Raw genomic sequence first — 22,741 nt, 5'->3', positions numbered from 1 at the left:
GTGGTACGACCGTATCACTAATGTGGTACATCGGTATCATGAAGGAGTTCGGGTAGCGGAGCACGAACTCACCATCGACAGGCGGAGACACGGGAACATGCCGAAGCGTGTGGATCACGAGGAGCGGCGCGCCCAGATCGCCGAGGCGCTCATCCGGGTCGCGGGGCGGCAGGGGCTGCATGCCGTCGGCATGCGCGACGTGGCCGCGGAGGCCGGTGTGTCGCTCCGGCTCGTGCAGTACTACTTCGACACCAAGGAGAAGCTTCTCCTCTACGGCCTCCAGCACCTGACCGACCGCTTCACCGCGAGGGTGGGTGCCCGCTTGGCCGCTGCCGGCCCGGACCCGGGCCCGCGCGTCACGGTGGAGGCGCTGCTGCTGGCCTCGCTGCCGACGGACGAGGAGAGCCGCACGTTCCACCTGCTGTACAGCTCCTACGCGATCCTGTCGGTGACCGACGAGGCGCTGGCCGCCCAGCCCTTCATCGACAACCCCGACGCCGCGGAGAACGCCATGACCGGTCTCGTCGAGCAGGCGCAGGGGGCCGGCGCGGCCGACCCGGACGTCGACGCGCGCACGGAGGCGATCAGCCTGCTCGCGATGGCGGCGACCATGGGCACCAGCATCCTCGTGGGCCAGCGGAGTCCGGAGTCGGCGATCGCGGTGCTCCGCCACCACCTGGACCGGATCTTCACGGCTGCCGGGACGTCCGAGAGGGGAGCGGGCTCAACCTGACGTGTTGCGAAGCACTCGCGCGCGCGGCGCGGAGTGTGGTGGCGATCTGTGCCGGTCCGACAGGCGTGGAGTCGGGCGGGGTGTCGAATCGGGTATGAGGAGCGGCGCTGCCGCAGAGGGGGTTCAGCGTGTTCGTAGCGAAAGAGGATGCATTCGATCAGGGGGAGATGCTGAGCCTCTACGCCTCGGTCGGATGGGAGGGATACACCCGCGACGCCGACAGGCTGTGCCGGGGCCTGGCCAACTCCCACCTGGTCATCACGGCACGAGACGCTTCGGGAACACTCCTCGGTCTGGCCCGGACGATCTCCGACGACGAACACATCTGCTACGTCCAGGATGTCGTGGTCAACCCTGCGTATCACCGGCAGGGCGTAGGCCGGTCCCTGGTCGAGCACCTCATGCGGCGGTACTCGCACTGCCGCTTCTTCCTCCTGTCCACCGACCACGAGTCGACACCCGAGGGCAAACGCAACCACGCGTTCTACCGGAGCCTGGGGTTCTTGTCGTACGAGGAGAAGGAGATGGCGGGCTTCGGGCTGCCCAGGAACCGCCCCGATCTGCGCGATGCGGCGCCCTGACCGGATCCGAGGCGGATCCCCACGCCGGCTGAGCCTGGAACTCATGGCTGATCGTTCCACAGGAAGGCCAGGGCGTCGGCGGAGAACCGCTTGTCCGTGAAGGTCCCGTCATGGCTGCGGTCCTGGTGGACGACGAGCCGGGCGCCCGGAATGCCCTTGACGGTCTGCCGGGCCAGGTCGAGGGGGTGGCGGCGTCGAGGTGTTCGCGGCGGCCGTCCATGAGCCGGAGCAGGCCCCCCAGCGCCATCCGGCCGAACGTCGAACCACTGAGCATCTCGGCCAGTGCGGGGCTCGGCCGCTTGCCTTGCCGTGCGCGCTCTGTGCAGCGGCGCTGGGCGCGCCTGCCGACCGTAACGGCGGTCCTTCGTCGGCCGACAGGCAGGGCAGTCCGTGCATCATGACGCGGCTCCCCGGACCCCGCCGCCGGCGTCGAGGCGGGTGATGCGCCGCTGCGCGGCGAAGGCGGCGGCCGGATAGCGCGGGTCCGGCCGCAGGGCGTATTCGCGCAGGCACGCCTCGGTGAACTTGATGACGTGCTCGTCGCCGTGCTCGGCGGCGCGGGCGCCCAGCTCGTCCAGTGGGGGCAGATCCGGTATCTCCGACTGCCAGGCCACCGTTCCCTCGCCGCGCCGGTCCGAGGTGAAGGCGAACAGGAACGCCGACTGCACCTGCCAGAGCCGGGCCAGCGTCGGTTCGTGCAGCTCGTGCGGTAGATGCGGGAGTACGAGGCGGACGGCGGCGGGGGCCGTGACGCCGTGGATCAGCGGGACGGGGTACACCTCGGGGTGGCCGAGATAAACATCGGCGAACTGGGCCGTCATCTCGCTCAGCAACCGGGGTGCCTGCTGCGGGGCCAGCGTCTCCAAGGAAGCGCCGTAGCCGGGGAGTTCGGCGAGCGTGTCCAGGCGGTGGCGGGCGGTACCCGGCCCCATCGGGCCGTCGAGCGGTACGCGGGGCAGCGTGGCGACCGCGTCGGGCAGCTCGTGGGGGCCGTGCAGTCGAGGGCGGCCGGGGAGTTCGCTGTAGCGGGCCGCCCAGTAGGCCAGGCCGCGGGCCAGTTCCTTCAGTTGGAGCGCTGTGGTTCCGGCGCCGGTCGCGTACAGGCCGCGTACGGCGTGCGCGGTGCGGATGACCCCGTGCGTCAGGCCGGCGAACAGCCCTGGAAGCAGGCGGGGCCACCAGCGCACGAGCACCTCGCGCCAGTGCGCCTCGGCCAGTTCGCGGACGAAGAGCCCCTCCCAGTCCCCGGCCCGCCGGAAGATGCCGAGGGCGGAACGCCACGAGGACTCGTCCCCGGGATCCAGGGTGAAGCGCGCGGCGGGAGGCTCGTGGTGGTCCATCGCCTTCCGGTAGCGCCCTACCCACCGGGCGACTTCGTCCCCTTGTCCGAGCAGGGCGAGTGCCTCGGCGCCCATCGGGCCGTGGTTGGCGAGATCCACGCCCTGTCCTCGCTCGTATCCCAGGTCGTCCATGCGTTCCAGGGCGTCATTGAGCGCATCGCTGTAGCTGATCGACGGCATAAGAGATCCTTCGGATAGCCAAACAGTTCGGATATCAGAACCATATACACTTGTAGCATGCCGCAGAGCGAGAGCGCCGGGAAGGCGTCACGGAAGCCGACCCCGGATGAGCTTGAAGTCGCCGGTCTTGTACCGCTGTTGGAGCCGTTCTTCCGCGGTTCGGTGGTACGGGATCTGATGCCGGAGCCGCTGCGAGGCGTCATGGAGGCCCACGGCCTGACGCCACGCCACGGCGCCGTACTGCCCCAGTTGCTGGCCGGACGGCCGCTGGCCGTCAGTGAGATCGCCCGACGGCTTCAGGTATCACTGTCCACCGCCAGCGAACTGGTCGGAGCCCTGAGCCGGGCCGGCATCGTGGATCGGGCCGAGGACCCGGCGAACCGCCGCCGCGTCCTGGTGTCCTTGGCCGCGGAATACCGCCTGCCGCTGGAAGCCTTCATCCTCCGGCGGACCGAGCCGCTGCTGCGCGCACTGGAGGGGCTGTCGCCCGACGAGAAGGCGGGATTCCTGACAGGGCTCACGGCCTGGGTCGGCGAAGTGCAGAGGTGAGCGTGTTGTGCGCACTTCCGCGGTCGAGCCCTGGCCGCGGAAGCCGACACGTAGAGGTCTGGACAACACAAAAGCCCCGGGTCTCTGACCTGGGGCTTTGCTATGGAGCGGATGACGGGAATCGAACCCGCGCTTTAAGCTTGGGAATCACCGATCTTCGGGGCGTGCATGGCGCCCTGACCAGTGGAAACAGGCGCAACGGGGCATCGTGGTCCTCGCTCGGGCATCTGCTGTTGACCGCTGTTCTCCGCCCTATCTGGCACGCGTTCTGGCACGGCGAGTTGTCAGTGCATAAGCACAACCTTCAACACGTTGAGCTGGCCTGGGCCACACCTGCGGATGACACAACCAAGGGGATGGCTCAGAAAAGCTCACCGATCCGCGAGCTCGTGCAGCCGGTACCCCAGCCTCCTCGGCACCCGGGACCCGACTCTCAGCATCGATGTCAGTGCCGGCTCCTAGCATCCGGCTATGAGCATGATCGGCGAGTACTTCCGCTTGACGGCGCGCGAACTGGACCGCGCGACTGAGGATCCGGACTGGGCCCTCGACCACATCGAGGAGGTGCAGGACGCTGAAGCGGAATCCGAGCCTTCACCGGCTCAGGCCCGACACTTCTCGACGTACAAGACGTGGCACCTGTTGAGCTTCCTTCTGGAACGCTCCGAGTTCCCTGTGGACGTCATTCAGGGGGAAGCACCACTCGAGAAGGCTGACGACTGGGGATACGGTCCGCCGCGCTACCTGACTGCGGAACGAGTCCGGCTCGGAGCGGAAGCCCTGAACCGCCTGACGTACGACCAGCTCCTCGAAGGAGTAGATCCGCAGGAGTTGATCGCCGCGGACATCTACCCGCTGGGTTGGGAGGACCGGGCTTCCCTGGAGTGGGGCAGGGATTGGTTCAGCGGCTTGACGGAGTACTTCACGGCGGCGGCCCGAGAGGGCCACGCGGTCATCGTCTGGCTGGACTGACCGTGGGCGTGGTCTTAACGGGCCCAGAGCATCTGTTCCGTAGCTCTAGCGGGATCGGTCAGCGGGGGTCATACCGGCCGCTGCGGGGCCTGGGAGGGGCGCTATCGGACAGGGCCGGTTGCTGGGGTTGCGGTACTTCGCTGCGGTACCGCAGTATCCCGGCGGAGGCGACCATGGAACGGCATTTGCTGGAGAAGCTGTTGGCCGGCGACGAGGAGGCGTCCGTAATAGCTCTGGCCATCCTCCGCAGCGGCGGCACCTACTGGGTGGGAGACCGGGCACAACCCGCACGCCAGCATGCCGGAGTCTTCAATCGCCGACTTCAGCGGATGCGGATGCACGGACTCGAACCTCTCGGCCTGGAACGAGCAGTACAGCTCCTCCGCGAACATGGTCGGCCCGTGCACGTAGGGCTGATCGATTCTGCCGATCGGACATGGACCTCCCTGCTCTTCCTCACCGAGGACGGCAGTGCACTGGTGGCCTGCGCCAGCTGGCTGCGGGTTGGCAAGGGATCACCGCTTTAGGAGTTCGATCGGGGTGTCTCTGTGGGGCTCGCCAGCGTGTGCTGACCTACCGCCTGCGACCGCCGGACACAGCCCTGGTCCGACGCCGTTGATGTCAGCCATGGATGTCAGAACCAAGGCACTCGGGTGAGCGCCCGGGGGTCATACTTCGTCCTGTGCGCATAGACGGACGCTCCCAACTGGCCCTCCGGTGCGGCATCTCGATCGGTGCCGTGCTCACCGCCCCCTTGCTGCTCGTAGCTGGTGGTCCGGCGTACGAACGCTTCATGCGCCACCTGTGCCGTGACGAGGGGCCGGGACTTCTGTCCAAGGAGGAAGGCTGGGTGCATCCGGGGTACTTCGTCGTGACCAACGGCCTGGTCTTGGCTCTGACCTGGCCGACCCGCCGCGGCGGGATGTTGAGAACAGGCTCTACGCGCTAAAGGCCGTCCTGCTGATGCTGGATCGCTGAGCCCGCCATGAACCCGGCTGGCAGGTGCCTGCCGAGGGGCGTTGTCGGTGCCTGTGGGCACACTGGCGCCATGAGCCACTCCTCGTCCACTGCAGCCCAAACGTCCCACCGTCCGCCCGTCTGGGTGGAGTCGATGGGCGGCCCTCTGATCGTCGTCCCCGTTTCGGCGCTGGATGCATGGCGCGGATGCACGGGGAGCGGGATGGTCGCGGGAGACGCGACCGATGTGGACGACTACGACAGGGCCTGCGCGGTGGAGGATCTCGCCGGCGTGATCGCCGTGAGCGCGAGCGGGGCGCAGGCCGTGGTGTTGGGGGACGAGCCGGCCACCACGTGCTACCTGCCCGAGCATCGCGTCTTGCTGCGCTGGCTTGCCGCTGACTCCGAAGCTGGGCTCAAGGCTGCTGCCGAAGCTGTCCTCGCGGATCCCGCCACGCAGTGGGAGGAATGCGGGGTGTGGGTCACGGATGGTCCCGCGGTGCTCATGGATTCTGCCGAGGCAGGGGCCGAACTGAATGTGGAGTATCCGGGTGGGGGATTGCCTGCACAGGCGCCGGTCTCCCTGGCCGCCGGCCGCTGGAAGGTTCGCGCAGTCCACGCTGAGGCGGACGAGGAGAACTGGGTCGGCCTGGTCCAACTCCTGCCCGCCGGGGGCTGAACAGGAAGGACCTAAGCGGAGCTGTGCCAGGCGGCAAGCCCCCGCCGAGCCCTCCGGCCACGGGCTCTCACGCCCCACTAACTGCTGATCGGAATCTCGTAGACGATCTCGCACAGTGAGGCAGGAACGACGATGTCCGCCGTCTCCACGGGACGGCCCTGGTCGCTGTAGTAGGTCCGCCGGATGTGCGTGACGAGCGCAGCCTTCTGGATCCCGAGGAGTGAGGCCTCCTCGGCGGTGGCCTGCCGCGGCTCGGGCTGCTCGACGGCATGGCTGACCGTGACGCCGATCTCGGCCATCCGATTCACGACGCCGGCCCCCGCGTGCGGTCCACCCTCGGGAAGTACGACGAGGGTCCCGCCAGTGAGGTCGTACGGCTCCCAACTCGTCGACAACTGCACGGGCCGTCCGTCGGCAAGGAACTCGTACACGGTCCGGACACACAGCTCGCCCTCACCGATCCCGAGCCGCGCAGCGATCTCGGCCGGCGCAGGCACTTTGGCGTCGGTCCGGCTCTCCCAGCCACCGTTCCTTCCCACCGCCTTCATGTCGGCCCGGAACGGCGACCCGTCGGGCTGCTCGCGCGCAGCGGACCGAACCATCCGCACCCGCTGCCGGGGCTCAGCGACATAGGTACCGGACCCAGCCCGCCCCTCCAGCACACCCTGGGAGATCAACAGCTCCTGGGCCCGGCGAACGACGTTCTCGCCCACGCCGCACTCCTGCCCGATCTGGGCGCGAGAGGGCAGCCGGTCTCCAGGAGTCCACTCGTGCTCCGCGATCCGCCGCCGGAGCTCGTCGGCGATGCGGAGGTATGGCGGCTGCTCAGGCATATGGAAAATCTAGTCCACTAGCTCTAATCTAGTTAACTAGCTTCACTCAAAGTGATCGCCGGTGACGGAGGCTGCCCTGTGCCTGCTCCAGAAGTAAGCGCGGAGGCCCTCGCCGCCCGGTTGTCCGCCATCGGACTCACCACCCGCGTGCTGGAACACGCCAGACACACGTCGATCGAAGCGGAGGTGTCAGAACCCCTGCCCGCCGAGACATGGCGGCAGGTCCTGGAAGTCGTGGCGCAGGCAGACCGCTTCGGTCTCCTCGCCACCAGCCTGGGCGGCCGAACCCTATGGGCCGCCGTGAACAAAGCGGCCCCCGCGACGGGCGATGTCCGGGGACCTGGCCGTCAGCGATAGGAGCTGATCAGCGGGTTCAACCGTATCCGCCGCGCCATCGCGAGCACCAGGGAGCGGTACTCCCGAAAGCCCCGCCACCGCGCCCCCTTAACGCCCGGGGCCAGTCCCACCCTCACCGACCGCCCGACGCTGCCGCTGACGCAGCCGAGGTACCGAACAGACTTCATCCCCGGCGAGGAGACCGCCCTCGTCCGCCCGTACGTACTGGCAGTCGAAGAACTCCTCGCCTGCACGTGCTTCGCACCGGCGGAGGCCTACTGATGTCGCAGACGAAGGCAGCCCCGTACCGATCGACTTCATGCCGGATCGGCACCCACCACGAGTGCGCGCACTCCTGCCCGACGACGGCACCGGTCGGCGTCCCCGTGGTCTACGAAACATGCACCTGCCCCTGCCACGCGCCGACCGCCTCGACCATCCCCACGGGCACGGCCTCATGAAGACCTGGACTCCCAGCGGAGTTATCGCCGCACCGGTCGAGATCACCTCGACCAACGTCCAGCGCGGCGACGTCATCCAGATCGGCGGCCAGCCCTGCCGAGTAGACGACCTCTTCCAACTGCCCCGCGGAGCCAAGCGCCTCCTCTTCGAGTCGGGCGAACTACTGACAATCCACCCCCGAACTCGGCTCGTCGCACTCCGCGTGGTCAGAAGGTGGTGATCCAACCCATGCGATCACTCCGCCACACCATCGCCGACGACCTCCGAACCCAGATCACGACGGGCCGCCTCAAGCCCGGCGAACGCCTCCCCTCGGAACCCCAGCTCGCCGCGCGCTACAACGTCAGCACGGCGACGCTACGCAACGCCCTAGCGCTCCTCCAGGCCGAAGGACTGATCGAGAAGATCCACGGCAAGGGCAACTTCGTCCGCCGCCTCCGCCGACGACTCACGTACGAGGGAGGCACCCTCACGCCCATAGTTCCGACCCTTCACGTCACAGTCCGCACCACTGAACTCCAGGCCCAAGGGGCACTGAGCACCCTGCTGAAGGTGCCATCGCGGGCTCTGTTGACCGAGTACCTCTGCGTCAACCACGTGGGCGCCGCACAGCCTGGCCCGCATCTACATCCCTCGAGACCTGGCGCCGGCCGAGCCGCCCGACTGCTGGCCCAAGCCAACAGAGGCCGGACCCCGACTCGCGGAGATCCGAGAAAAGGTCAGCGCGCGCCTCCCCACCCCGGAGGAAGCCTCAACCCTCCGGATCAGCACAGCGCTGGCGGTCCTCGCTATCACTCGCGTATCTGCCGACACCGCTGGCCGCGTCGTCGAGGCCGCCCTCCTGGTCCACCCCGGCGACCGAGCCGACGCACGCTTCACCGCCCAAAGACAGAAGGGCCGACGGATGACGCCCCACAACGAACTACGCCTCCTCCCATGGACGGGCCCTGACGGCAAGCCCTGCTGCCTGAGCTCTGACAACACCAGCAGCCACCTGTCTCGCCTGGCGGACGACACCGAATCCATCCAACTCAGCCTGGCGGCAGACCTCGTGGCGCGCGCACTGGAAGTCCTCGGAAACGAGATGGCCGAGCCGGAGGAACTTCAACGCCTGACAGGGGACCTGACGGATGCCCTCAAGGACACACTCCGTGTAGCCACTAGCCGCGGACATCGCCTGGCCGTTGTGGACGTCGGCGCTCACGATGGCGACGAAGGCCCACGGCTGCCGGCGGCGGCCTTCGGCTAGCGCTGACGAGCACCCGGAGGACAGAGGGGCCCGGACACAATCCGAGGCCCCTCGCATTCTTTCGAAGCCGGAGACCGTCTTGGCCTTCCGTCCGTTGTGGTGCGCGAGAGGGCGTCAAGTGTGCGAAGAAACGTGCAGTACAGCCGTTACTCGGGCTCTTCACCTGATCGGCAGAGTGCGCCGGGCGGTGCGACCAGTAGTGCGCCGGAGCCCGAAAGGGCTTGCCGCTGACCCTTCAACGGGTGGGTGTAGCAGACAGTGAATGTCAGGGCCGTACCCGCAGCGGGTGCGTGACCGATACAGGCGACAGCTACGGAAATGTCCGTACCTGGTAACGGGCCCTGGTTGCCATTCCGGCGCGGCCGGCGGGGCCGCAGAGTTTGGGTCCTCGGCCCGCACTGGACCGGGAACCCGCACAGCTCTCACCAGCAGTTACCGGCTGATGAGGCTCTGTTCTTGAGGGGACATCACACATGTCTGCTTCTTCGACCGCCCGCCGGATCGCCGCCACCGCCCTCGCGGCCGGCGCGATCGTCTCCGCCGTCGCCCTGCCGGCCGCCGCCCACGACGGCGACCGCCACGACCGCCAGCGCACCCCGAAGGTGGAGATCAGCCGGGTCCAGGCCGACAGCCCGGGACGCGACAACCGCACCAACCGGTCGCTGAACGCCGAGTGGGTCGAGATCACCAACAACACCCGCCACGCGATCAACCTCGACGGCTGGACCCTGAAGGACGAGGACGGCCACCGCTACAAGTTCAACGACTACCGCCTCGCGGGCCGCGCCACCGTCCGCATCCACACCGGCGAGGGCCGCGACACCCGCACCGACCTCTTCCAGGACCGCCGCAACTACGTCTGGGACAACAACCGCGACAAGGCCACCCTCCGCGACGACCGCGGCCGCACCGTCGACACCGAGTCCTGGGGCAACCACCACCACCGCCGCTGACCCACCCGCCGTAACCCTGCCGTTGGCGCCCTGAAGGCGAACAGGCCGGGCCGGCACCCCTGAACCGCGTGCGTCGGACAGCCTGACCTGCCCGGCGCACGCAATACCCTGAACCCTCGGCCCCGCTGGCGTTCACTGCCGCGGGGCCCTTCGCGTCGCTGGCACCCACGACGGGTACGGCCCGTCCCCGCCCTGCAGGCTGTGGAGGAGCAAGCGACACGTGCTGTGTAAGTTCACCCGGAGGACCCGGTACGCGGCCATCGTCTGGGCATTCCCCTGCCGCTCTACCTGAGAGGCCGCCCGCGTCCAACCTGATTGATGTCAGCCAGCGTCTCGCTAGCCACCCGGGCTGGGAAGTCGCGCACATGAGCACTCCGGGGCACGCGTCTCCGGGGAGGGTGCGATTTTCTCGCGTGTCACCCCGCAGAGGTCTATGCGCCTCGGCCTGTCCATGAATAGGCCGCAACGTGCGGACCTGGCAGCGTCATAATTAACGACGTCTCCCGAACCTAACCTCCCGCGTGTTAGTCAGCGCCTTGGCCGCCAGGAGCTCGGTATTCGACGGAAACTGCTGGCGCCTTGAGATTCAGCTGAGACGAAGGTGTCTCTCTGGAAAATTCAACCCAATATCCGGCAAATTCCTCAGGCGTGTGGACAGTCAGGCGATGCCTGCCGTCGCCTAGGGGGGCAATTCCGGCAATTCTTGCATCGGACTTGGCCGAAGGGCCAAGCAGATTAGACAGGGAAAGCCCGGGAGTCAATCGCTGGGCTTCCATCACTGAGTGTGCAATCCTCTCGACGGCAGCCTCGAGGAGTTTGAAGACGTCTCCGGACAGGTCTAGAGAGTACGCACACCAGGCACTGACGGCGTCGATGGGGCCAGCCTGCTCAGCCGCCAACCGTGCTTGATCAGCGCCTTTCTGATGAATTCCCAGAACATCCTCTAGTGTCCCCTGAGGGTGCAGCCAGAGGCCTGCTGCTCGCCAAATATCAAGAAGTTTTTCTTTTCGCACCGCGTTCCCCGAGTTGGCTGGAACGCATGAAGCCAGCCACGACCCCCTACTCTTGGGGTCCTTTTCCACGTTCGCCGCATCCATGGCCGTGATGAGTTGCCTCAGGGCATTGGTCGTCGTTGCAGGGTCGAGCGCTAGCTCTCTCTCGTATCCTGAAGTCACCGCCTCTGTTGAATCCATAGTTCGCTTAACTTCTGCGGCGAAGCAAGCATCCAGGTCTGCGACGGCCCTTACGTCGAGCCCCATCTTTAAGTAAATTTCAAACCACAGCGCAACAGCACCGCTTCCACCGCATTCAACTAGGTCAGTTTGGGCCACAACCTCAGGCGGCTGGGTGCGACTCAGGGATACAGTGAGTGCGGCTACATCATGAGGCCCCTCCACGAGGACCGGCCGGGGGGAAAAGACAACCTGGCTCACCAGTTGCGGATTTCCCTGCAGTGAAGCGGTAACACGCGCCTTTTGCACATCAAGCACATGCTCAGAAACCCTCGTGGGCACTCGACTATTAGCAAAGTGCCAGATAGCCGACAGGTCATCCGCGTCTTTTGGCTTGAGCAGCGAAGGTTCATGCGTTACGACGATCGCCCTCCTGCCGGAGCGCTCACACTCTGCGCTCAATTCAGTGAGCCACAGGCGGGCCATGGAGGGGTGCAAGTGCAGCTCGGGCTCATCCACAATGAGCAATTTCCAGTCCTGCCGGTAAACCGCCGCAAGCAAGATTACGAGCTCTCTGAGTCCGTGACCTTCTTCACGCAAGAGTGAATATTCCACCCCGTTCACCTGTACGTACGGATCTAGGAATCCGGCAGTCTCTCTGAGTTCAATGACCCTGCCGAAGGCTCGCCGAAGAAATGCTGCAACTCGAAGCCAGACTTCCGGTTGTTCCTTCAGAGAGTAGAGCTCATCGTTTCCCAGCCCTGTGGCCTTTGCCCTGAGCATCTGCTTGCGCTCATTTTCGCCAATAGGGATACCCTTCATTTCGTTAGGCATCGATCCCCATGGATAAACGGCGTACGACATGAGTCCTGCAAGCCTGTCAGTCGACAGGATCCTCGTAACTCCGTCTAGTTTGCGGGCAATCTCCTTGGCCGCCCTTGACTTACCGCTCCCGTTCCTACCCACAAAGAAGCTAACCGGGATGGGCCAGTCGCTAATAGTGAGGAACCTTTGCGGCAGTTCAGATGAGTTCGGGAAGACTTCACTCGAAAGGAGCGTGACGCTCGGAAGCTTGTCAAGGTTCTCGGTCATGGAGATATCGTCTCAGCTGGCGGCTGGAATGGCGGCCGGAATCGATGATCTGGCACGCCTGTGGCACTGGAACTTTCGAGGAGTCGGGCACGGGGGCGGCTACCCGATTTCGCCGAAAGACCACCCGCTGATCTTGGAGAGGTCGATGCGGAAGGCGAACGGAACCCCCCGGTTGGAGCCTGCCCCGACCAAGACGGCGTCGACCAGGTGAAGGTACCCAGGCGTGGAGACGTCAGACAGGGCTTCCTTGTACTTCTCCGGAACGTCCAAGTCGCGAACTTCCTTGGCCTGTTTGTTCAACTCGGCGAAGGTCGCGCTCCAGCCACTGTAGAGAGTATGGAGGCCCACCTCCGCGTCGTCGCTGCCGGATGCCCCCTTCAGGACATCTGCCCTGGACTTGAACCACGCTTCATTGGAGACGAGGCGTCCCGAGACCGCACCGCCGTCAACCAGCACCGTGAGGCTGACGCTACTGTCCGTCTGGTTGATGAGATCGATCAACTCGACCAACACATAGTCATTCTCGCTGCTCTTCACATGTGCACCATAGGGGCCCATCAGTGCCGATACGGCCAGATCGTAGATACTCGCCCCACCAACGACCTTCCCCACTCCCATCCCGTCTGCCGTCGACCCACACGTATGTGGAGCGGGCGCGGTGGCGGGCGTCCAGGTGGAGCGCGCCACTGTACGAACGACCTGGACGCCCGGTGCCGTGTCTGCTCGGCTCTGCCTGGGTCGACGACAGGCGGGATGGGAGTCCCCACCTCCACCACGACACTGCCCGCAGACGCCCACGGCCCCTTCCCATCCCGGAGCCTGAGCGCCCCCGCCGGAGGCATCGCCAGAAGCCGCACTCGCGTACCGCCTCCGCCACGTCGGGGGTTCGTCACCGATCAACCCGAGCCTTCAGGCGTGCGGTCGGCGGTCGGGCTGGAGCGGGGCGGAGACAGGAGCGCAGGCCCGGGTGACGGGCCGCGCGCGCCGCGTTGTGCGCGGCGGGTGCCTTGATGAAGTAGAGAAAGTCTTACCGCGCTGGCCTCGGAGGGCGATTGGTTGAAGGCCAGGGCCCTGTCGACGACCTTGGCCGGCGGGATTCACGCCCGCGTCCAGGCCCTCCGCTCCAAAGGAATCTGGCACGCGAGGCCTAGAGAGGTCTGGACAACACAAAAGCCCCGGGTCTCTGACCTGGGGCTTTGCTATGGAGCGGATGACGGGAATCGAACCCGCGCTATAAGCTTGGGAAGCTCATGTTCTACCATTAAACTACATCCGCCTGGTGGTCCGTTGATCGGTACCGCAGACTCGGACACTGTACCCCATCGCGAAGTCGCCCCGTACGCCCCGTGACGGAGTGCCGCCTGGAGTGGTGTCCCGTTCATCCCCTAATGTGGCTGTCTCGTCCACCACTTGTCGGGGAAGGGACTTGATGGGTTCGATGGAGCGCACCGTCGTCCGCTGTGCCGAAGGGCATGTGTTCAGTACCGCTTCGTTCCCGTTGCAGCAGCTCGGGGCCGGGCGGATCGGGCCAGGGCGGCTCGTACGGTGTCCACGGTGTGCGCGGCTGAGGCACGCGGTGCCCGTGGAGCTTGAGCAGCGCTGATGAACGGACGGGCGCGGAGTCTTCCCGATTGGGGCAGGTCCGCGCCCTCTGCGTATCGTGGGGGCGTGCTTCTCTCAGACAAGGACATCCGGGCCGAGATCGATGCCGGACGGGTGCGCATCGACCCGTACGACGAATCCATGGTGCAGCCCTCGAGCATCGACGTGAGGCTTGACCGCTTCTTCCGGGTGTTCGAGAACCACCGCTACCCCCACATCGACCCCGCCGTCGAGCAGCTCGACCTGACCCGTGAGGTCGAGCCCGAGGGCGACGAGGCGTTCATCCTGCACCCCGGTGAGTTCGTGCTCGCCTCGACCTACGAGGTCATCACGCTGCCGGACGACATCGCCTCCCGGCTGGAGGGCAAGAGTTCCCTCGGGCGGCTCGGGCTCGTCACCCACTCCACCGCCGGGTTCATCGACCCCGGTTTCTCCGGGCACGTGACCCTGGAGCTGTCGAACCTCGCCACCCTGCCGATCAAGCTCTGGCCCGGCATGAAGATCGGCCAGCTGTGCATGTTCCGGCTGAGCTCGCCCGCCGAGTTCCCGTACGGCAGCGAGCGCTACGGCTCGCGCTACCAGGGGCAGCGGGGGCCGACCGCCTCCCGCTCCTTCATGAACTTCCATCGGACCCAGGTGTGAACAGCTATGAGTGACGTACGGGAGAACCTCACCTACGAGGGATTCGGGCACGCCGTCCGCGAGCTCGCCCAGACCATCGCCGACGACGGCTACGAGCCCGACGTCGTGCTCTCCATCGCCCGCGGCGGAGTCTTCGTCGCCGGCGGTCTGGCCTACGCCCTCGACTGCAAGAACATCCACCTCGTCAACGTGGAGTTCTATACCGGCGTCGGGACGACGCTGGAAATGCCGGTCATGCTCGCGCCTGTTCCCAACGCGATCGACTTCTCCGACAAGAAGGTCCTGATCGCCGACGACGTCGCCGACACCGGCAAGACCCTCAAGCTCGTCCACGACTTCTGCGTCGACCACGTCGCCGAGGTCCGCTCCGCCGTCATCTACGAGAAGTCCCACTCCCTCGTGAAGTGCGAGTACGTGTGGAAGAAGACCGATGAGTGGATCAACTTCCCGTGGAGTGTTGAACCGCCTGTTGTGCGTCGTGAGGGGCAGGTTCTCGACGCCTGAGGCTTGAGTACGGACGTACGGAGAAGGCCCCCGTCTTTGTCGGCGGGGGCCTTCCGTTTTCCGTGTGCCTACGGCTTACAGCATGCCCAGCTTGATCAGGGACAGCAGCGCCACCAGCTGGATCGCCGACGCTCCCAGTGCCTTCGGCCACGGCAGGTCGTGCGAGCGGCTCACCATCATCGTGAACAGCGCGCCCGCCGCCAGCCACGTCAGCCAGCCCAGGACCTGTACCAGGCCGTTCTCGCCGCCCAGGAAGAGCGCGAAGACCAGGCGGGGCGCGTCCGTGATCGACATGATCAGCATCGACAGGCCCACCGTCGGCTGCCACGCGCCGTCGCCGCCCAGCTGGCGGGCCAGCGTGTTCGTCACCGCGCCCATGATCAGGCCGGCCACGACGAAGCCCACGCCCGTCATCAGGACGTACGGGATCGCCTTCGACAGCGTCGTGTTGATCGCCTCGTCGCGCGCCTGGTCGAAGCCGAAGAGCGCCAGCAGGCCGTAGAGGAACGTGACCGTCAGCGCCGGGCCCCACACCGCGTGGTCGCGCATCTGCAGGAACGTCGGGCCCGGGCGCAGCACGATGCCGCTGAGCAGCGCCTTCCAGGGCAGTCTCGGGCCCGTGGGGGCGGGGGCCGTGCCCGCGTTGTACGGCGCCGCGTTGCCGTACGGGTCCTCGTTCACGCTGAACATCTGCGTGTGTCCCGGCGTGTTCGCCGCGTAGCTCTGCTGCTGATGGTGCTGCTGCTGCGCTCCGTACGGGTCGCCGAAGTACTCCGGCTCCCCGTACCCGCCGCCGCCCTGCTGCGGGGCCTGCTGGGGCCACTGCTGCTGCGGGTGGGGCGGCGGGGCCGCGTTGTACCCGTACGGCGCCTGCTGCGGTTGTTGTTGCGGGGGGCGGTTGTTGTCCCGGCCGCGTCCGTTCCTGAATCCAGCCACGTCATTGAACGTACCCGTTCCCCGCAGGGCTCCGCGCCTTCGCCCCCTAGCTGCCACTGAGCTGTGACATCCCCTAGGGGAACGGCTGGGGGTTTACAAGGTTGGTGGGTAGGGCTCGGGCGGCTGTTACACGGGCTATGGGTGGTCTATACATCGGCGGCTTAGCGTTCTGGGTGTTGTTGGACGAAACGCACCAAACAGGCATCAAGGGGTCCTTATGCGCTTCACCCGTCGCACCATCCGTACCGCAGCGATCGCCACCGGCACCCTCGCCGCCCTGGCCCTCCCCACCGCCGGCGCTTTCGCCGTCGACAACCCCGCGGACCAGAGCGACCAGCAGCAGCCGCAGGTGGATCCGCCCGTCGAGCGCGCCTTCGTCAAGTCCTTCAAGCTCGCCGACGGCTCCGTCGCCAAGGTCTACCAGACCGGCACCGACCAGTACGCCGCCGAGATCTGGGCCGGCGGCGCCCTCGTCGACACCCTCACCACCAGCGGCAGCCCCGCCTACGGGCAGAACAACGGCCTCCACGTCGTCCTTCAGCCCGACGGCTCCGTCACCTCCTGGGTCGAGGGCGCCACCAAGCCCCAGCCCCAGCCCAAGCCCGACGGCAAGAAGCCCGACGGCAAGCAGAAGGAGACCAAGAAGGACGTCTCCAAGACCTCCGTACGCGTCACCCTGCCCGACGGGCGCATCGCCTCGCTCGCCAAGGGGCCCCACGGGCCCCGCGCCGTGATCTCCATGCCGAACGGCAACCACCTCGGCACGCTCGACCTGAAGAACCCCACCGCCACCAACGACGGCTGGACCTACAAGATCGTCGTCGTCGGCAAGGGCGCGTACCGGTTCGTCGTCATCGACACCCCCAAGCAGGGCGGCAACAGCTGGGTGTACGACTTCCAGGGCCGGCTCGTCGAGAAGTACCGCGTCCAGAAGGACACCAAGGACACCAAGGACGCCAAGGACGCCAGGAAGGCCGGTCCCACCACCACCTCCACCCACCTCGTCCCCAAGGGCACCGTCCCCAAGGGCGCCGTGAAGGCCGGGGTCGAGAACGTCTCCTCGTTCTCCAGTGAGGCCGCCCTCATCGGCGCCGGCGGCGGGCTCGCCGCGCTCGGGGCCGCCGGGCTCGGGTTCGCCCTCTACCACCGGCGTGGGCAGCAGCAGGAGCGATAGGAGAACGAGAAGGGCCGCCCCGCGCTTCTCGCGCCGGGCGGCCCTTCTCCGTCTACGTCTCCGAGCCTGCTACTCCGCCGACACCGGCTCCGGCTCCGGCTCGTCCGCCCCCTCCGGGGCTTCCGGCTTCTTCTTCACCGAGTCCAGCAGCAGCTGCGCCACGTCCACCACCTGGACGGACTCCTTCGCCTGGCCCTCGTTCTTCTTGCCGTTGACCGAGTCGGTCAGCATGACCAGGCAGAACGGGCAGGCCGTCGAGACGATGTCCGGGTTCAGGGACAGGGCCTCGTCGACGCGCTCGTTGTTGATGCGCTTGCCGATCCGCTCCTCCATCCACATCCGCGCGCCACCGGCGCCGCAGCAGAAGCCGCGCTCCTTGTGGCGGTGCATCTCCTGCTGGCGCAGGCCGGGGACGGCCGACATGATCTCGCGCGGGGGCGTGTAGACCTTGTTGTGGCGGCCCAGGTAGCACGGGTCGTGGTAGGTGATCAGACCGTCGACCGGCGTCACCGGGATCAGCTTGCCCTCGTCGATGAGGTGCTGGAGCAGCTGCGTGTGGTGGATGACCTCGAACTCGCCGCCCAGCTGCGGGTACTCGTTCGCGATCGTGTTGAAGCAGTGTGGGCAGGTCGCGACGATCTTCTTGGCCGACTTCGGCTTCTTCGTCGACTCGTCCTCGTCGTCCTCGCCGAACGCCATGTTCAGCATCGCGACGTTCTCCTGGCCGAGCTGCTGGAACAGCGGCTCGTTGCCCAGGCGGCGCGGCGAGTCACCGGTGCACTTCTCCTCGCCGCCCATGATCGCGAACGAGACGCCCGCCATGTGCAGCAGCTCCGCGAAGGCCTTGGTGGTCTTCTTGGCGCGGTCCTCCAGGGCGCCGGCGCAGCCGACCCAGTAGAGGTAGTCGACCTCGGTGAGGTCCTCGACGTCCTTGCCGACGATCGGGACCTCGAAGTCGACCTCCTTGGTCCACTCGACGCGCTGCTTCTTCGCCAGGCCCCAGGGGTTGCCCTTCTTCTCCAGGTTCTTGAGCATCGTGCCGGCCTCCGACGGGAAGGCGGACTCGATCATCACCTGGTAGCGGCGCATGTCGACGATGTGGTCGATGTGCTCGATGTCGACCGGGCACTGCTCGACACAGGCGCCGCAGGTGGTGCAGGACCACAGCACGTCCGGGTCGATGACGCCGTTCTCCTCGGCGGTGCCGATCAGCGGGCGCTCGGCCTCCGCGAGGGCGGCGGCGGGCACACCGGCCAGCTGCTCCTCCGAGGCCTGCTCGTTGCCCTCCATGTCCTTGCCGCCGCCCGCGAGCAGGTACGGCGCCTTGGCGTGCGCGTGGTCGCGCAGCGACATGATCAGGAGCTTGGGGGAGAGCGGCTTGCCCGTGTTCCAGGCGGGGCACTGCGACTGGCAGCGGCCGCACTCGGTGCAGGTGGAGAAGTCGAGGATGCCCTTCCAGGAGAACTGCTCGACCTGGGAGACACCGAAGACGGCGTCCTCGGCCGGGTCCTCCCAGTCGATCTCCTTGCCGGCCGTCGTCATCGGCTGGAGCGCGCCGAGGGCGGTGGAGCCGTCGGCGTTCCGCTTGAACCAGATGTTCGGGAAGCCGAGGAAGCGGTGCCAGGCGACACCCATGTTGGTGTTCAGCGAGACCGTGATCATCCACGTGAAGGACGTGACGATCTTCAGCGCCGCGAAGAAGTACGTGAGGTGCTGGATCGTGGAGAGGTCCAGGCCGTCGAGGAGCGCGATCAGCGGGTACGAGGCGAAGAAGCCCGGCTCCCAGCTCGTCACGTGGTGCTGGACGCCTTCGAGGGCGCGCAGCGTCATGATGCAGAGGCCGACGATGAGGATGACGGCCTCGACGAAGTACGCCTGGCCGGTCTTGGAGCCCGCGAAGCGCGACTTGCGGCCCGCCCTGGTCGGCTTGGAGAGCTGCCGGATCACGATGAGGGTCACGATGCCGAGGACCGTCATCAGACCGAGGAACTCGGTGAAGATCTCGTACGGCAGCCAGTCGCCGATGATCGGGATCAGCCAGTCGGCCTGGAAGAGCTGGCCGAAGGCGTTGACGATCGTCAGCAGCAGCGAGAAGAAGCCCACCGCCACGAACCAGTGCGCCACGCCGACGACGCCCCAGCGGTTCATGCGCGTGTGGCCGAGGAACTCCTTGACCAGCGTGATGGTGCGCTGCTTCGGGTCGCCGGTGCGCGTGCCCGCGGGTACGGGCTGGCCGAGCATCACGAAGCGGTAGATCTGCGCGGTGGCGCGGCCGAACAGCGCGACGGCCACCACCGTGATGGCGATCGACACGATGATCGCGGCGAGTTGCATGAGGGGCTCCTCGGGCGGGCCTGCGAGGCGGGAGCGCCGGCCTCTTCAGTGACGTACCCGGCACTGTCGAGTGTGGCACTACTAAGCGGTAACTTATTCAGTCCGTGCTGAGATTACCGCCTCACGGCGCCGCCCTGTAGCGGCGCCCGCGGTGATCTGTGTCGCTCAGGCAAGCCTTGCCGGCCGGGTCCGTCCGGCCGTGGAACCGCTCGCCGCGCGACGCCTGCGGACTGCTGGAAGCGTACGCGCCAGGATGGCCAGGTCCATTCCGAGCCAGTGATGGTCCACATAGTGGAGATCGAGCAGCTCGCGCTCCTCCCAGGGCAGCTCCGAGCGCCCGCTGATCTGCCAGAGCCCGGTGAGGCCGGGGCGTACCGACAGCCGGCGGCGGGATTCGCCCACGCACTCGCGGTGTCCTGGCGTGAGCGGGCACGGGCCGACCAGGGACATCTCGCCGCGTACGACGTGCAGCAGGAGGGGCAGTCCGGCCAGGGGGCTCCTGGTGCGGAAGGTCAGCATGGTGAAGGGGTGTCCGTGCCGGCCCGCGACGGTGCGACGGCGCATCACCCCGCCCGGTCCGGCGGTCGCGAGGGCGACGGAGAGGGCGACGGCGGCGAACAGAGGGGAGAGGACGGTCAGCAGGGTCAGTCCGCCGAAGAGGTCCAGTGCGCGCTTGGCCGTCATGAAGCGGTCCCACACCCTTTCGAGTGACATTCATGGGATATTCGGGGTGTATGCCTGCTACGGCCTGCTACGCCCCCTTTGCCCCGGCAGGGGGTAACCCGGACTCTCTCATGTCACGGTGGCCCCGGACCGGGATCGACGCGCCCTCCGCGGCTCTTTGAGTGACTCTCAGGGTGAAGAGTTGAGTCGGCTCCACTCAGGTCTGTTGACGCACTCGACCTCGTCGTGCATCCTTGAGTGAGATCCACTCAAGTCGGTCAGCTGGAGGAATTGAAATGGCACGTGCGGTCGGCATCGACCTGGGCACGACTAACTCCGTCGTCAGCGTTCTGGAAGGCGGCGAGCCCACCGTCATCACCAACGCCGAGGGCGCCAGGACCACGCCGTCCGTCGTCGCCTTCGCGAAGAACGGTGAGGTGCTCGTCGGCGAGGTCGCCAAGCGCCAGGCGGTCACCAACGTCGACAGGACCATCCGGTCGGTCAAGCGCCACATGGGCACCGACTGGAAGATCGAGATCGACGGCAAGAACTTCAACCCGCAGCAGATGAGCGCCTTCATCCTGCAGAAGCTGAAGCGCGACGCCGAGGCGTACCTGGGCGAGAAGGTCGTCGACGCGGTCATCACCGTCCCGGCGTACTTCAACGACTCCGAGCGTCAGGCCACCAAGGAGGCCGGTGAGATCGCGGGCCTCAACGTCCTGCGCATCGTCAACGAGCCGACCGCGGCCGCCCTGGCCTACGGCCTGGACAAGGACGACCAGACGATCCTCGTCTTCGACCTCGGTGGCGGCACCTTCGACGTGTCCCTCCTGGAGATCGGCGACGGCGTCGTCGAGGTGAAGGCCACCAACGGTGACAACCACCTCGGTGGTGACGACTGGGACCAGCGCGTCGTCGACTACCTGGTGAAGCAGTTCGCCAACGGTCACGGTGTCGACCTGGCCAAGGACAAGATGGCTCTCCAGCGTCTCCGCGAGGCCGCGGAGAAGGCGAAGATCGAGCTGTCGTCCTCCACCGAGACCTCGATCAACCTGCCGTACATCACGGCCTCCGCCGAGGGCCCGCTGCACCTGGAGGAGAAGCTCACCCGGGCGCAGTTCCAGCAGCTCACGGCCGACCTTCTGGAGCGCTGCAAGACGCCGTTCCACAACGTCATCAAGGACGCGGGCATCAACCTGTCCGAGATCGACCACGTCGTTCTCGTCGGTGGCTCGACCCGTATGCCGGCCGTCGCCGAGCTCGTCAAGGAGCTGACCGGTGGCCAGGAGGCCAACAAGGGTGTGAACCCGGACGAGGTCGTCGCCATCGGCGCCGCCCTGCAGGCCGGTGTCCTCAAGGGTGAGGTCAAGGACGTCCTGCTCCTCGACGTGACCCCGCTGTCGCTTGGTATCGAGACCAAGGGCGGCATCATGACCAAGCTCATCGAGCGCAACACCACGATCCCGACCAAGCGGTCCGAGATCTTCACGACGGCCGAGGACAACCAGCCGTCGGTGCAGATCCAGGTCTACCAGGGCGAGCGCGAGATCGCGGCGTACAACAAGAAGCTCGGCATGTTCGAGCTGACCGGTCTGCCGCCGGCGCCGCGTGGCGTCCCGCAGATCGAGGTCGCGTTCGACATCGACGCCAACGGCATCATGCACGTCACCGCGAAGGACCTGGGGACGGGCAAGGAGCAGAAGATGACCGTCACCGGCGGCTCCTCGCTGCCGAAGGACGAGGTCGACCGGATGCGCCAGGAGGCCGAGCAGTACGCGGACGAGGACCACCGTCGCCGCGAGGCCGCCGAGTCCCGCAACCAGGGCGAGCAGCTCGTCTACCAGACGGAGAAGTTCCTCAAGGACAACGAGGACAAGGTCCCCGGTGAGGTCAAGACCGAGGTCGAGACCGCCGTCGCCGAGCTGAAGGAGAAGCTCAAGGGCGAGGACACCGCGGAGATCCGTACGGCCACCGAGAAGGTCGCGGCCGTCTCCCAGAAGCTCGGCCAGGCCATGTACGCCGACGCCCAGGCCGCGCAGGCCGCCGGCGGCGAGGCCCCGCAGGGCGAGGCCAAGGCCGACGACGACGTCGTGGACGCCGAGATCGTCGACGACGAGAAGCCCGGTGACGCGAAGGGCGGCGCTGCCTGATGACGGAGGAGACCCCGGGCTTCGAGGAGAAGCCCGACGTCCCCTCCGGCGCCGACGACGCCGCCGAAGCCGCCGAGACCCCCTCCGCGGAGGAGGGCTCGGCGGCCCCGGCCGGGGACGCCGCACAGACGGCCGGCCTGACGGCGCAGCTGGACCAGGTACGCAGCGCGCTCGGTGAGCGCACCGCGGACCTCCAGCGGCTCCAGGCCGAGTACCAGAACTACCGCCGGCGGGTGGAGCGTGACCGGGTCACCGTCAAGGAGATCGCGGTCGCGGGCCTCCTGACGGAGCTGCTGCCCGTACTCGACGACATCGGCCGGGCCCGGGACCACGGTGAACTCGTGGGCGGCTTCAAGTCGGTGGCCGAGTCGCTGGAGACGGTGGCCGCCAAGATGGGGCTGCAGCAGTTCGGCAAGGAGGGCGAGCCCTTCGACCCGACGATCCACGAGGCCCTGATGCACAGCTACGCACCGGACGTCACGGAGACGACCTGCGTGGCGATCCTGCAGCCGGGGTACCGGATCGGCGAGCGGACCATCCGGCCCGCCCGCGTCGCGGTGGCCGAGCCCCAGCCCGGGGCGACGCCGGCCGCGAAGGAAGAGAAGTCGGCAGACGAGGAGAGCGGTGGCCCCGAAGAGGGCTAGCGCG

Annotated in this window: 22 protein-coding genes, 1 tRNA gene and 1 pseudogene; 16 read left to right on the top strand and 8 right to left on the bottom strand. The window is 67.0% G+C overall.

The window, feature by feature from the left end; translation table 11 throughout:
- Positions 1–97 precede the first annotated feature (97 nt).
- Positions 98–733, top strand: a complete 636-nt coding sequence (locus tag ACWCO8_RS11780) for a TetR/AcrR family transcriptional regulator (protein ID WP_451032109.1) — start codon at positions 98–100, stop codon at positions 731–733.
- A 167-nt stretch (positions 734–900) separates the two neighbouring features.
- Positions 901–1,314 (top strand): GNAT family N-acetyltransferase, encoded by a 414-nt coding sequence (locus ACWCO8_RS11775; RefSeq protein ID WP_451032108.1) that lies wholly within the window; start codon positions 901–903, stop codon positions 1,312–1,314.
- 395 nt (positions 1,315–1,709) lie between these two features.
- Here ACWCO8_RS11775 and ACWCO8_RS11770 read toward each other — a convergent pair whose 3' ends face one another.
- Positions 1,710–2,834: a questin oxidase family protein gene (locus ACWCO8_RS11770; protein WP_451032107.1), complete on the bottom strand. Its 1,125-nt coding sequence runs from the start codon at positions 2,832–2,834 to the stop codon at positions 1,710–1,712.
- A gap of 57 nt (positions 2,835–2,891) precedes the next feature.
- Here ACWCO8_RS11770 and ACWCO8_RS11765 point away from each other — a divergent pair, with 57 nt between their 5' ends.
- From ACWCO8_RS11765 to ACWCO8_RS11750, 4 genes are all read left to right on the top strand, one after another.
- On the top strand, positions 2,892–3,383 hold the full coding sequence (locus ACWCO8_RS11765) for a MarR family winged helix-turn-helix transcriptional regulator (protein ID WP_451032106.1): 492 nt from the start codon (positions 2,892–2,894) through the stop codon (positions 3,381–3,383).
- A gap of 471 nt (positions 3,384–3,854) precedes the next feature.
- Positions 3,855–4,355 carry a YfbM family protein gene (locus ACWCO8_RS11760; protein WP_451032105.1) on the top strand — a complete coding sequence of 167 codons (501 nt, stop codon included), beginning with the start codon at positions 3,855–3,857 and terminating at the stop codon, positions 4,353–4,355.
- A 173-nt stretch (positions 4,356–4,528) separates the two neighbouring features.
- Entirely contained in the window at positions 4,529–4,882 is a 354-nt protein-coding gene (locus ACWCO8_RS11755; RefSeq protein ID WP_451032104.1) for a hypothetical protein, read from the top strand.
- Between the two features lie 521 nt (positions 4,883–5,403).
- On the top strand, positions 5,404–5,991 hold the full coding sequence (locus ACWCO8_RS11750; RefSeq protein ID WP_451032103.1) for an immunity 21 family protein: 588 nt from the start codon (positions 5,404–5,406) through the stop codon (positions 5,989–5,991).
- A gap of 77 nt (positions 5,992–6,068) precedes the next feature.
- On the opposite strand, the gene ACWCO8_RS11745 is transcribed toward ACWCO8_RS11750, so the two are convergent.
- Positions 6,069–6,824, bottom strand: coding sequence for a GntR family transcriptional regulator (locus tag ACWCO8_RS11745; RefSeq protein ID WP_451032102.1), 756 nt, complete (start codon positions 6,822–6,824; stop codon positions 6,069–6,071).
- Positions 6,825–6,902: 78 nt separating this feature from the next.
- On the opposite strand from ACWCO8_RS11745, the gene ACWCO8_RS11740 reads away from it, so the two are divergent.
- From ACWCO8_RS11740 to ACWCO8_RS11720, 5 genes and pseudogenes are all read left to right on the top strand, one after another.
- Positions 6,903–7,181 carry a hypothetical protein gene (locus tag ACWCO8_RS11740; protein WP_451032391.1) on the top strand — a complete coding sequence of 93 codons (279 nt, stop codon included), beginning with the start codon at positions 6,903–6,905 and terminating at the stop codon, positions 7,179–7,181.
- Between the two features lie 379 nt (positions 7,182–7,560).
- Entirely contained in the window at positions 7,561–7,842 is a 282-nt protein-coding gene (locus ACWCO8_RS11735) for a hypothetical protein (protein ID WP_451032101.1), read from the top strand.
- Between the two features lie 8 nt (positions 7,843–7,850).
- Positions 7,851–8,526: pseudogene (locus ACWCO8_RS11730) on the top strand (GntR family transcriptional regulator); the annotation flags it as partial.
- On the top strand, positions 8,527–8,871 hold the full coding sequence (locus ACWCO8_RS11725; protein ID WP_451032390.1) for a hypothetical protein: 345 nt from the start codon (positions 8,527–8,529) through the stop codon (positions 8,869–8,871).
- Between the two features lie 473 nt (positions 8,872–9,344).
- Positions 9,345–9,824, top strand: coding sequence for a lamin tail domain-containing protein (locus tag ACWCO8_RS11720; RefSeq protein WP_451032100.1), 480 nt, complete (start codon positions 9,345–9,347; stop codon positions 9,822–9,824).
- Between the two features lie 524 nt (positions 9,825–10,348).
- Here the strand turns inward: ACWCO8_RS11720 and ACWCO8_RS11715 are convergent.
- From ACWCO8_RS11715 to ACWCO8_RS11705, 3 genes are all read right to left on the bottom strand, one after another.
- The gene (locus ACWCO8_RS11715; RefSeq protein ID WP_451032099.1) at positions 10,349–12,088 is read right to left on the bottom strand and encodes an ATP-dependent nuclease; all 1,740 of its coding nucleotides are present in this window, start codon (positions 12,086–12,088) and stop codon (positions 10,349–10,351) included.
- A gap of 99 nt (positions 12,089–12,187) precedes the next feature.
- A complete protein-coding gene (locus tag ACWCO8_RS11710) occupies positions 12,188–12,625 on the bottom strand; it encodes a hypothetical protein (protein ID WP_451032098.1) in 438 nt (145 codons plus the stop codon).
- 665 nt (positions 12,626–13,290) lie between these two features.
- Positions 13,291–13,364, bottom strand: a tRNA-Gly gene (locus ACWCO8_RS11705).
- 392 nt (positions 13,365–13,756) lie between these two features.
- On the opposite strand from ACWCO8_RS11705, the gene dcd reads away from it, so the two are divergent.
- Positions 13,757–14,332, top strand: coding sequence for a dCTP deaminase (gene dcd, locus ACWCO8_RS11700; RefSeq protein ID WP_017240230.1), 576 nt, complete (start codon positions 13,757–13,759; stop codon positions 14,330–14,332).
- Positions 14,333–14,338: 6 nt separating this feature from the next.
- On the top strand, positions 14,339–14,836 hold the full coding sequence (locus ACWCO8_RS11695; RefSeq protein WP_384503098.1) for a phosphoribosyltransferase: 498 nt from the start codon (positions 14,339–14,341) through the stop codon (positions 14,834–14,836).
- A gap of 75 nt (positions 14,837–14,911) precedes the next feature.
- Here ACWCO8_RS11695 and ACWCO8_RS11690 read toward each other — a convergent pair whose 3' ends face one another.
- Positions 14,912–15,772: a Yip1 family protein gene (locus ACWCO8_RS11690; RefSeq protein ID WP_451032097.1), complete on the bottom strand. Its 861-nt coding sequence runs from the start codon at positions 15,770–15,772 to the stop codon at positions 14,912–14,914.
- A gap of 217 nt (positions 15,773–15,989) precedes the next feature.
- Between ACWCO8_RS11690 and ACWCO8_RS11685 the strand changes: the two genes are divergently transcribed.
- Positions 15,990–16,946 (top strand): hypothetical protein, encoded by a 957-nt coding sequence (locus tag ACWCO8_RS11685; RefSeq protein WP_451032096.1) that lies wholly within the window; start codon positions 15,990–15,992, stop codon positions 16,944–16,946.
- Positions 16,947–17,015: 69 nt separating this feature from the next.
- On the opposite strand, the gene ACWCO8_RS11680 is transcribed toward ACWCO8_RS11685, so the two are convergent.
- Both ACWCO8_RS11680 and ACWCO8_RS11675 read right to left on the bottom strand, forming a co-directional pair.
- Positions 17,016–19,280: a (Fe-S)-binding protein gene (locus ACWCO8_RS11680; protein WP_451032095.1), complete on the bottom strand. Its 2,265-nt coding sequence runs from the start codon at positions 19,278–19,280 to the stop codon at positions 17,016–17,018.
- A 165-nt stretch (positions 19,281–19,445) separates the two neighbouring features.
- Positions 19,446–19,994 carry a sugar transferase gene (locus ACWCO8_RS11675; RefSeq protein ID WP_362005787.1) on the bottom strand — a complete coding sequence of 183 codons (549 nt, stop codon included), beginning with the start codon at positions 19,992–19,994 and terminating at the stop codon, positions 19,446–19,448.
- Between the two features lie 245 nt (positions 19,995–20,239).
- On the opposite strand from ACWCO8_RS11675, the gene dnaK reads away from it, so the two are divergent.
- On the top strand, positions 20,240–22,093 hold the full coding sequence (dnaK, locus tag ACWCO8_RS11670) for a molecular chaperone DnaK (RefSeq protein WP_362005789.1): 1,854 nt from the start codon (positions 20,240–20,242) through the stop codon (positions 22,091–22,093).
- Positions 22,093–22,737, top strand: a complete 645-nt coding sequence (gene grpE / locus ACWCO8_RS11665) for a nucleotide exchange factor GrpE (protein ID WP_362005792.1) — start codon at positions 22,093–22,095, stop codon at positions 22,735–22,737. Before dnaK ends, grpE begins: the two co-directional genes overlap by 1 nt.
- Positions 22,738–22,741: the final 4 nt, after the last annotated feature.

It is taken from the genome of Streptomyces sp. NPDC001927, from assembly GCF_053594455.1.
This window is presented reverse-complemented; position numbering and strand designations above follow the sequence as displayed.